10 protein-coding genes are annotated in these 9,907 nt (G+C 65.8%); 7 read left to right on the top strand and 3 right to left on the bottom strand.

Annotation, left to right across the window (positions count from 1 at the left end):
- Positions 1–222: 222 nt before the first annotated feature.
- The 3 genes from JHD07_RS22965 to JHD07_RS22955 all read left to right on the top strand — a co-directional run bounded on the left by JHD07_RS22965 (position 223) and on the right by JHD07_RS22955 (position 3,138).
- Positions 223–1,035 carry a UDP-2,3-diacylglucosamine diphosphatase gene (locus tag JHD07_RS22965; RefSeq protein ID WP_291626161.1) on the top strand — a complete coding sequence of 271 codons (813 nt, stop codon included), beginning with the start codon at positions 223–225 and terminating at the stop codon, positions 1,033–1,035.
- Between the two features lie 13 nt (positions 1,036–1,048).
- The gene (locus JHD07_RS22960; protein ID WP_291626159.1) at positions 1,049–2,092 is read left to right on the top strand and encodes a glycosyltransferase family 1 protein; all 1,044 of its coding nucleotides are present in this window, start codon (positions 1,049–1,051) and stop codon (positions 2,090–2,092) included.
- A gap of 62 nt (positions 2,093–2,154) precedes the next feature.
- Positions 2,155–3,138: a threonine/serine dehydratase gene (locus tag JHD07_RS22955; RefSeq protein ID WP_291626157.1), complete on the top strand. Its 984-nt coding sequence runs from the start codon at positions 2,155–2,157 to the stop codon at positions 3,136–3,138.
- A gap of 167 nt (positions 3,139–3,305) precedes the next feature.
- On the opposite strand, the gene JHD07_RS22950 is transcribed toward JHD07_RS22955, so the two are convergent.
- Positions 3,306–5,102: a caspase family protein gene (locus JHD07_RS22950; RefSeq protein WP_291626155.1), complete on the bottom strand. Its 1,797-nt coding sequence runs from the start codon at positions 5,100–5,102 to the stop codon at positions 3,306–3,308.
- A gap of 164 nt (positions 5,103–5,266) precedes the next feature.
- On the opposite strand from JHD07_RS22950, the gene JHD07_RS22945 reads away from it, so the two are divergent.
- From JHD07_RS22945 to JHD07_RS22935, 3 genes are all read left to right on the top strand, one after another.
- Positions 5,267–5,710 carry an RbsD/FucU domain-containing protein gene (locus tag JHD07_RS22945; RefSeq protein ID WP_291626153.1) on the top strand — a complete coding sequence of 148 codons (444 nt, stop codon included), beginning with the start codon at positions 5,267–5,269 and terminating at the stop codon, positions 5,708–5,710.
- 31 nt (positions 5,711–5,741) lie between these two features.
- Positions 5,742–6,233 (top strand): AAA family ATPase, encoded by a 492-nt coding sequence (locus tag JHD07_RS22940; RefSeq protein ID WP_291626151.1) that lies wholly within the window; start codon positions 5,742–5,744, stop codon positions 6,231–6,233.
- 82 nt (positions 6,234–6,315) lie between these two features.
- Positions 6,316–6,675, top strand: a complete 360-nt coding sequence (locus tag JHD07_RS22935; RefSeq protein WP_291626149.1) for a hypothetical protein — start codon at positions 6,316–6,318, stop codon at positions 6,673–6,675.
- A gap of 271 nt (positions 6,676–6,946) precedes the next feature.
- Here JHD07_RS22935 and JHD07_RS22930 read toward each other — a convergent pair whose 3' ends face one another.
- Entirely contained in the window at positions 6,947–8,365 is a 1,419-nt protein-coding gene (locus JHD07_RS22930) for a hypothetical protein (RefSeq protein ID WP_291626147.1), read from the bottom strand.
- Between the two features lie 75 nt (positions 8,366–8,440).
- On the opposite strand from JHD07_RS22930, the gene JHD07_RS22925 reads away from it, so the two are divergent.
- Positions 8,441–9,637, top strand: a complete 1,197-nt coding sequence (locus JHD07_RS22925; RefSeq protein ID WP_291626145.1) for a major facilitator superfamily domain-containing protein 6 — start codon at positions 8,441–8,443, stop codon at positions 9,635–9,637.
- Here JHD07_RS22925 and JHD07_RS22920 read toward each other — a convergent pair.
- A partial coding sequence (locus JHD07_RS22920) for an enolase C-terminal domain-like protein (protein ID WP_366865039.1) occupies positions 9,607–9,907 on the bottom strand: 301 nt, incomplete at its 5' end. The genes JHD07_RS22925 and JHD07_RS22920 overlap by 31 nt on opposite strands.

Below are 9,907 nucleotides of genomic sequence, written 5' to 3'. Positions count from 1 at the left end.
CCCACCCCGCTCGCGCTGCGCGCGATCGACCCTCCCCCTCCAGGGGAGGGTAAGAGTTCATCTCTGGCTCCGGGGTCTCGCGCACCCCTGCGACCCCATGTCGCCTGATTGTCGCATGCGACTGATATTCGCGGGGAGGGCGAGGCGAGGTTTGATTCGTATCTGAGGGCGCCTCAAGGGTTGGTCATCCCCCTGTCACGGGACATTGTTACAGGCTGGCGCATGGGAAGTTACGATGTGAGTGACGAGAGCCCTGAGCGGCGCTTTCGCACGTTGTTCATCTCCGACGTTCATCTCGGAGCCCGCGGTTCTCAAGCCGATCTTCTGCTCGACTTCCTGCGCTACCACGACGCCGAGACCATCTATCTGGTCGGCGACATCGTCGATGGCTGGGCGCTGAAATCGAGCTGGCACTGGCCGCAATCGCACAACGACCTCGTCCAGAAGTTGCTGCGCAAGGCCCGCAAGGGCGCCAAGATCATCTACATCCCCGGCAATCACGACGAGTTCCTGCGCAACTATTACGGCACGCATTTCGGCGGCATCGACGTGGTCGAGAACACGGTTCACGCCGGCGCGGACGGCAAGCGCTATCTCGTCATCCACGGCGACATCTTCGATCTCGTGGTGCAGAACGCGCGCTGGCTCGCCCATCTCGGCGACAAGGCGTACGACTTCGCGATTCAGATGAACCGCCTGGTCAACTTCTTCCGCCGCCTGTTCGGCGTGCCCTATTGGTCGCTGTCGCAATGGGCCAAGCAGAAGGTCAAGAACGCCGTCAACTATATCGGCGCGTTCGAGCAGGCGCTCGCTGCCGAGGCGCGCCGTCACGACGCCGACGGCGTGATCTGCGGCCACATCCATTACGCCGTGATCCGCGACGAGGGCGGCATCCGCTACATGAATTGCGGCGATTGGGTCGAGAGCTGCACGGCGCTGGTCGAGCACGACGACGGTCATTTCGAGATCATCACGTGGGCGGATCATTTGCAGAAGCCGGCGGCGGTCCCGCAGGTCGCGGCGCGAGCCGCGTGATGGGGGCCGCCTGATGCGCATCCTGGTCGCGACCGACGCCTGGCACCCGCAAGTCAACGGTGTGGTTCGGACGCTGACCAAGCTCGCCGACGCCGCCAAGGGATTCGGCGTCGAATTCACGTTCCTGACGCCGCAATCGTTCCGCACCTTTGCGATGCCGAGCTATCGCGACGTGCGGCTCGCCATGCCGCGCCCGGCGCGCATTGCCAGGCTGATCGAGGAAGCAGGTCCCGACAGCATCCACATTGCGACGGAAGGGCCGATCGGCCTGATGGTGCGCCGCTATTGCCGCCAGCGCAGGCTGCCGTTCACGACCAGCTTTCATACCCGCTTCCCCGAATATGTCCGTGCCCGCGTGCCGGTACCGGGCTCGCTGATCTGGCGGGCGCTGCGCCGCTTCCATAGCCCCAGCCGCGCCGTGATGGCGGCGACGCCTGCGCTTGCGCGCGAACTCACCGAGCGCGGTTTCGACAATGTCGTTCTGTGGCCGCGCGGCGTGGATACGGCCCTGTTCCATCCTCGCGTGATCGATCTCTGCCTGCCCGCACCGGTGTTCCTGTCGGTCGGCCGGGTCGCGGTGGAGAAGAATCTCGAGGCGTTCCTCGCGCTCGATCTGCCCGGCACCAAGGTGGTCGTCGGCGACGGCCCCGCGCGCGCCTCGCTGGAAGAGGCCTATCCCGATGCGATCTTCCTCGGCGAGAAGCACGGCGAGGAACTGGCGGACATCTATGCGGCGGCCGACGTGTTCGTGTTCCCCAGCAAGACCGACACTTTCGGCCTGGTCCTGCTGGAGGCGCTCGCCAGCGGGCTGCCGGTAGCGGCCTTCCCGGTGAAGGGCCCGCGCGACGTGATCGGCGGCGCGCCGGTGGGCGCACTCGATCACGATCTGCGCAATGCCTGCTTCGCCGCACTCGACATCAGCCGTCAGGACTGTGTTGAATTCGCCGCGAATTGTACCTGGGAGGCCTCGGCGCGCGTCTTCATCGACAGCATTTCGGCGGTCGGCGCGGTGCTGCCCGGCCGTATCGGGGCGGAACAGCCACTCCGGGTGGCCTGAGCGGGAGGATCCTCTCGCGGAGGTGTCTTGCCCGGCCCTCATCGGCCGCGATAACATCAGCCATGACCGAACAGCTCCTCCCGATCGGCCCCGCCGATATCGACGCGGCAGCGCGCGTGATCGCGCCCTACGCCATCCGCACCCCGCTGTTGTCCTTTCCCGTGCTCAACGAGCGCGTCGGTGCGAAAGTCTTCCTGAAGCCCGAGATGCTCCAGCGCACCGGCTCGTTCAAGTTCCGCGGCGCCTTCAACAAGGTGTTCTCGATCCCGCAGGACAAGCGCGCCGGCGGCGTCGTCGCGTTCTCCTCCGGCAACCATGCCCAGGGCGTGGCGGCGGCGGCAAAGATCCTCGACATGCAGGCCACCATCGTGATGCCCGCGGATGCGCCGCTGTCCAAGCGCGAGCGCACCAAGTCCTACGGCGCCGAGGTCGTGCTGTACGACCGCGACCGCGACGACCGCGAGGCGATCTCGCGCGGCATCGCCGAGAAACGGGGCGCGACGCTGGTCAAGCCCTATGACGATCCCTTCGTGATCGCGGGGCAGGGCACCGCAGGCCGCGAGATCGCGGAAGACATGGCGATGCTCGGTCTTGCCCCTGATATCGTGGTGGCCCCGGCCTCCGGCGGCGGCCTGATCGCGGGCGTCGCGACCGCGATCAAGGCGCGCTATCCGCGCGCCGAAATCGTGGTGGCCGAGCCCGAAGCCTTCGACGACCACGGCCTGTCATTGACGGCTGGCCATCGTGAGCCGCACGCACCGGCGGGCCGCACCATCTGCGATGCGCTGATGGCGCTGATCCCCGGCGAGATGACCTTTGCGATCAACAGCAAGCTGCTCGCGCGTGGAGTCACGGCGTCGGACAAGGAAGTCGGCGCGGCCGTCGCCTTCGCCTATCGCGAGCTGAAGCTGGTGGTCGAGCCCGGCGGCGCGGTGGGCCTTGCCGCGCTGCTCGCGGGACGCCTCGATGTGACGGGGAAGAACGTCGTCATCGTGCTGTCCGGCGGCAATGTCGATGCAGAATTGTTCGCGGAGTTGGTGGCGTAGCTGTCATTCCGGGGCTCGCGAAGCGAGAGCCCGGAATCCATTCATCCACCAACTCTGCCGCCCGATGGATTCCGGGCCTGCGCCTTGCGGCGCATCCCGGAATGACAAAAACATGAAGACGGGGCAGAGCGGTCACGCTCTGCCCCTCGTCTTGCGACTCATCGCAATCACCGCATGAAGCCGCCGCGGCGATTGCCGCCATTGTTCATGCTGGGGGCTTGGTTCATCGACTGCCGGAAGTTGGTGTTGCTGTTGACCATGCGGCTCGGCACCGTGTTGAGCTGCGGCCGGTGGTTCGGCGCGTTGTTCTGCATCTGCACCTTGTTCACCGGGTTGTTGTTGAGCTTGACGATGCCGGTGTTGCCGTTGTTGACGCGGATGGGATGGTTCTGCGTCTGAACGGTCTTCACGTCGACAGTCGAACCGCCCTTGCCGACGTTCACCGGCATGCTCACGATCTTGCTCGGCCTGGCGTTGCCGCCATTCGGAGTGGTGTTGGTGGCAGGCAAGGTCACGATCTTGCCGGAGCCGCCAGCGTTGTTGGTGGTATTGGTCGGCGCCGGCAGGGTGACGATCTTGCCCGGCGTCTGCGACGGCTGGTTCGGCTGGTTGTTGTTGCCGGTCGGCAGATTGACGATCTGGCCGCCATTGCCAAGCTTGCCGATCACCTTGCCGTCGAGCGGTTTCTGCACAACCGGCAAATTACCATTCACCTGCGCGCCATTACCCTGCTGCAGCAGCGGCATGTACTTGGGCTGGCCGAGACTGCCAATCTTGATGGTCGGGGCAATGGTCTGCGGCGCCAGGAACTTGGTCGCCTGCATCAAGGGGATCTGCTTCGGCTGCGCCTGTAGCTTCAGCGCGACCTGCGCATAGGGGCTGTTGCCGTAGCTGTCATAGAAGCTCTTGTACGCGACCGGCGAGTTGGCGAGCACCGCCTTGTGCCAGGCCTGCGAGATCAGGATGTTGTTGAGTAGCCAGCGGACGTGGTCGCACAGCGGGTCGTGCGGATACATCCGGATGAACTCCTGATAGTACTCCGGACGGCCCTCGGACACGACGTAGTCATAGGCTTGGCGCGTCGACCGGCTCGGCAGGTTGGAGGCCACCTGCACCACGGGCGCCTTCACCGGCGCACGGTTGGCGGCAACGGCGGTGTCGCCGAAGAAGGTGAAGTCTGAAGTCAGCGAGGAGCTCTCCCACGGGATCTGCGCGCCGCTGGTGGTCTGGTTGACCTGCAGGCGCACACGCTTGAACAGCTGCTCGATCGGCACGTTGGGCTCGCGCGCGACCTTCAGGAAGGCCTGCGTGTAGGGGCTGTGACCATCGGTGCCGTCGAGCGCCTCAGTGCCCGGAGCGGTCGAGTAGCCGACGATCGAGCCGTTCGGCGCGTCGACGATGGCAAGGCCGCGGCCGGCGTCGTTGACCTCGGGGAACGGATTGTTGCGGCAGGCATCGAGAATGACGATGCGCATGCGGCTCGGGATCGTCTCCAGCGTCGACATCACGTCAACCAGGCGCACCGAATTGTTGACGAGCTCGGTCGGGCTGGACACCTTGGCGTCGACGGGAACGAGATAGTTCTCGCCGGCGAGCTGCACGCCATGGCCGGCGTAATAGACCATCGCCACCGTGTTCGGACCGCGCGAGGCGACCTTGGCGGAAAAGTCCTGCACGACGCGGAGCATGTCGTCCTGGGTCAAATCGGTGGCGGCGACCACTTCGAAGCCCGCAGAGTTCAGGAACTGCGCGATCGACTGCGCGTCGTCGTCGGGGTTCGCCAGTTGCGGCGCGTTCCGGTAGTTGGCATTGCCGATCACCAGCGCCACCCGCTGCTCCGGGCCTTGCAGCGCAGTGGGGGCAGGCTGGACCGGCGCGACCTGCGCGGAAACGGGCCCGCAGGTAAAGCCGAACAGGCTTCCAAGCAGGCTTGCCGTCATCAGGAAAGGCTTTAGGCGGAACATGGCGTGCTCCTCTGGCACTGATCTCGATGCGAGATTGGTTGCGAGCAAGCCTGGCTGCGTTCGAGTTTGAATACCGTGATCCCTGTCACCATGACGGTGGACGTGATCTGAATCACGCCGGGAACCTGCTATGGTGAACGATCGATGAGAGGACCTTCCGCCACATGCTGAAATCGATCGATCCCATCCTCACGCCCGATCTGCTCTGGCTGCTCGCCTCCATGGGCCACGGCGACGACCTCGCGGTCGTCGACGCCAACCATCCGGCGGCGCGTATCGCGCAAAGCACATCGTCGCAGCGCCTGATCCAGCTGCCAGGCATGAGCATGGAGGTCGCCATCCGCGCCATCATGTCGGTCTATCCGCTCGACGATTTTGATCCCGATCCGGTGCGCGTGATGATGCCTGTGGACGATCCCGACCGCGTGCCCGAGGTGCAGCATGCGGTGCTGGCCGAGATCGTGCGCGCCGCCGGGCTCGCCGTCGCGCCCGGCAAGCTCTCGCGCTCGGATTTCTATCGTGCGGCTGCAGCGAGCTTCGGTGTGGTGCAGGTTGGCGATAGCAGGGGCTATGGCTGCTTCCTGATCCGCAAGGGCGTGATCAGCTAGGAATATCATGAAGCATCCATCCTCACTCATCGTGTTCGGCGGCCTTCCGGGTACCGGCAAGACGACGATCGCTCGCGGACTCACCGCGAGGCTGGCGGCGACGTATCTTCGGATCGATGCAATCGAGCAGGCATTGAGGGACGCAGGTTTCATCGTCGGCGCAGCCGGCTATGCCGTTGCCAACGCGCTCGCCGCCGAAAACCTCAAGCTCGGGCGCAGCGTCATCGCGGACTGCGTCAATCCCGTGCTGGCAAGCCGCGCCGCGTGGCGGCAGACTGCCTTGCGGACGGGCGCATGCATCGTCGAGATTGAAGTGATTTGCAGCGAACCGGCGTTGCATCGGCAGCGCGTGGAAAACCGGCTGCCCGACATTGACGGTCACAAGGTTCCAACCTGGGATGACGTCGTGAGCCGGACTTACGAGCCGTGGGATCGGGAGCACCTGGTGCTCGATACGGCCGAGAGTTCGCTCGATCATGTGCTGGACCGCGTCGAAGCGCATGTGCGCGAAAAGATCGGTTAGCCTTGTGGGCGTTTGTCGGGACGAAACGCCTTGCACCGGAATTTGAGTGGCCTTCTCGTATCTGCCTGTCTATGGTCGACCCATGTCTCGCCTTGTGTGTCTATTCGTTGCTATCATCCTGTCGCTGCTGCCGGCCGTCGCGCCCGTCGAGGCCGCGCAAAAGCGTCCCAAGCCGGTCTGGAAAGGCTATGGCTTCCTGCCGGGCTATCGGCAGCCGCTCAGCAACAGCATCCCGCTCTACAAGCAGAAGGACGCGATGCGGCGCCTGTCGCGCGCCGACCGGCGCCATTGGTACATCGACCCGGTTCCGCAATATTATCGCTGGGACGGCGAGTGGCACTATTTCGGCCGTCCCGGATTCAACGGCGGCCGCTACAACGGTGGCAGCTATGGCCCGTGCTGGACGCGCACGCCGATCGGTGCGGTGTGGAATTGCGGGTGAGGAGTAGCTGACGGCGCCTGCTGTCATTGCGAGCGCGGCGAAGCAATTCGGAGTCTTTCCGCGGAGGGATTCTGGATTGCTTCGCTGCGCTCGCAAGGACGGGAAGGTGGGAGTGTGCGCCTCAACGATCTCGTGCCCCGGACGCAGCGCAGCGCTTCTTAAGCGGTGCGCTGCTGAGCCGGGGCCCAGTTTTGCGGCCGAGGGCGTGGCTTTGGGTCCCGGATCTACGCTTCGCTTGTCCGGGACACGAAAGTGAGTACGCAGCGCCTCCTCACGAGAAGAACGCGATCTTCTCGGCCTGGGTCATGCGGCGGATCGGGGCGAGCGGGTCGTTGGCCGGGGCGCGCGGTTTTTGCAGGATGCCGCTGGCGAGGATGGTGGCGCCGAGCGAGGCGTCGGACATGGAGGCGGGCAGGGGCGAGGGCATCGGCAGCGTTGCGGTCGGGGCCGCCGATGATGCTGCGGCCGCCATCGCCGGGGCCTGCTGCTCCATCACTTCGGCGGCGGCTTCCGCAATGGCGTCGGTGAGTCGCGCCAGGGAGTCCATTGCGATCGGCGCGTCGGCGGGCTCTTCCATTACGGGCACGACGACCGGCTGAGGCGCGATCGGCTCCGGTAGCTCGGCAGCGACGGACGCTGGGGCTTCCGTAACCATCGGCTCCGGAACCGCCGCTTCCATCTCGGCCTGCACGATGATCTCGTCGAACTCCGGATCGGGTGCGGCCATCTCCAGCGCGATCGCGTCGAGGATGGCTTCATCCTCGGCCTCGGCAGCGGCGTCGAGCGAGAGCTGCTCGCTTACTTCGGGCAAGGCCTCCGGCTGAGTGGCCGGCTCTTCGAACGCGACGGTTTCTAGCCCGGCATCATCAGGCGCGACGGTTTCGAGCGGCGCGCTTTCGGCAGGGATGTGGCTTTCGGCCGCGATCTCCTGTGCGGCAGCCGCGTCCATCGCCCGCTCCGCCATGGCGTCGGTTTCAGCGACGGTGCTTGCTTCGACGGCGGCATCGCGTTCCGGAGCTTCTGAGATCTCTTCGCGCACCTCCGTAAAAGCCACGGGTGCCTCGCTCGCCATCGCCGCAGGCGCGTGCTCGACGGGAGCAAAGGGTGAAGCCGCCTCCTGCACCGGAGACGCGGGCGCCGCCTGCGGCGCCCCGCCGCCGTCGGTCTGGTCGACCCGGTCCTTGAGCAGATCGAATGCGATCCTGAGCTCGACGCGGGGATCGATAGCTTGGGCCTGGCCGCAGGCGGCCTCGATCGAGGCGAGCTGCGAATCAATGAGGTCGCAGATTCGCCCGTCGGCGCCGATCTCGCGCCAGCGCCAGGAGATTTCCTTGATGATGCGCACCCCGCGCGGAATTGGCGCGAGGCTCGCCTCGATCGCGGCCGGATCGAACGCCGCCAGCGCGATCGCCTCGGCCTCGCGGATGGCGCGGCTGATCTCGACGAGGGCTTCGGGCAGGCGGTCCTCGACGACCGGTTGTCGCTGCGCCGCAAGGGTTTCTTCGATCCTGGCGACCGCGTCCAGCACCATGCGCGTGTCGGCGTTGCGGTTGCGCTTGGCGTATTCGCCGAGGAACCAGCGGCCCCGCGCGGTCTCCATGAAGGCTTCGCGGATCGCGTCGTAATCCTGCTCGTTCGGCTCGGCCGCGCGGGCAGACATCGGCGAAAGGGCAAATGCTTCGTTGGCCATGGCGATCTCGTCGCGCAAATCACCGCGCGTTATTGTAACGATCACCACGATATCGACCGAATCGCAATTGGTTTGATGCAGTCCGAATCACAAATCCCCATCACTGCAGCGCAGAAGCGGCGATTCGCGGTGAACCTCGCCGTGTTCTATTCGGCCTTCTTCGCCGTTCTGGGCACGCATATGCCGTTCTTCCCGGTCTGGCTGAAGGCGATCGGCGTGGACGCAGCCTGGATCGGCATCATCAACGCTCTGCCGGCGATCACCCGCTTCACCACGCTGCCGCAAGTCACGGCCTTCGCCGAGAAGCGACATGCCATTCGCGCCGCCATCATGCTGTCGGTGCTGGCGACGGCTGTCGGATTTTCGGCCGTCGGCCTGCAGCAGCAGCCGCTGGCGCTGTTCCTGATCTACGCGCTGACCTGCATGATGTGGACGCCGACGATGCCGCTGACCGACGCCTATGCGCTGCGCGGCGTCGCCCGTTACGGGCTCAACTACGGGCCCCTGCGGCTGTGGGGGTCGGCGGCGTTTGCAGCCGGCTCGCTCGCCTGCGGCTATCTCGTGGACGTCATTGCTCCGCGCGACCTGATCTGGGTCATCGTGGCCTGGGCCGTCGTTGCGGTTCTCGCCAGCCTGCTGCTGCAGCCGCTCGACGATCTCGGGCGGAGGCCGCCACAGACGCATGTCGGCAAGGCCTTGCTGCGCGATGCCGGCTTCTGGGCCGTGATCGCAGCGGCGGCGTTGATCCAGAGCAGCCACATCGCGTTCTACACCTTCTCGGCCATCAACTGGCAGCTCCAGGGCCTCAGTGGGGTGACCATCGCGGCGCTGTGGACGCTGGGCGTAATCGCCGAGATCGTGGTGTTCGCGCTGTCGCCGCGCTTCTCGCTGCATCCGTCCACGCTGATGGCGATCGGCGGCCTGACCGCCGTGTTGCGCTGGATCATCACCGCCAGCGAGCCGCCGCTCGCGCTGCTCGCGATCGCCCAGCTCGGCCACGGCTTCAGCTTCGGCATGACCATTCTCGGCACCATGAACCTGCTGGTGCAGCGGGTACCCTCGCATCAGATCGCGCGCGGGCAGGGCTATTACGCTGCCTGCAACGGATTGCTCGGCGCGGCGACGTCGATCGCAACAGGCGCGATCTACGCCCGCATCGGCGACGGCGTCTATTACGTCATGGCCGCGATGGCCGCGGCCGGCGCCATCCTGATCTGGTCGGCGCGGCATCGGCTCAAGGCTCAGCCCCAGAGCGAAGCGTCGGGCGGATAGACCAAGCTGCCGTCGTAGCGCAGGCCATGGTCGCGGTCGCGTGCCAGCAGCAGGGGGCCGTCGAGGTCGACGAAGCGGGCCTGCGGCGTCACCAGCATGGCTGGGGCCATCGACAGCGAGGTCGCCACCATGCAACCGATCATGATCTCGAAGCCGAGCGCCTGCGCGGCATCGGCCATGGCCAGCGCCTCGGTGAGGCCGCCGGTCTTGTCGAGCTTGATGTTCACGGCATCGTAGCGGTCGCGCAAGGGCGCGAGCGAGGCGCGGTCA

It is taken from the genome of Bradyrhizobium sp. (assembly GCF_016462955.1).
Lineage (GTDB): Bacteria > Pseudomonadota > Alphaproteobacteria > Rhizobiales > Xanthobacteraceae > Bradyrhizobium.
This window is presented reverse-complemented; position numbering and strand designations above follow the sequence as displayed.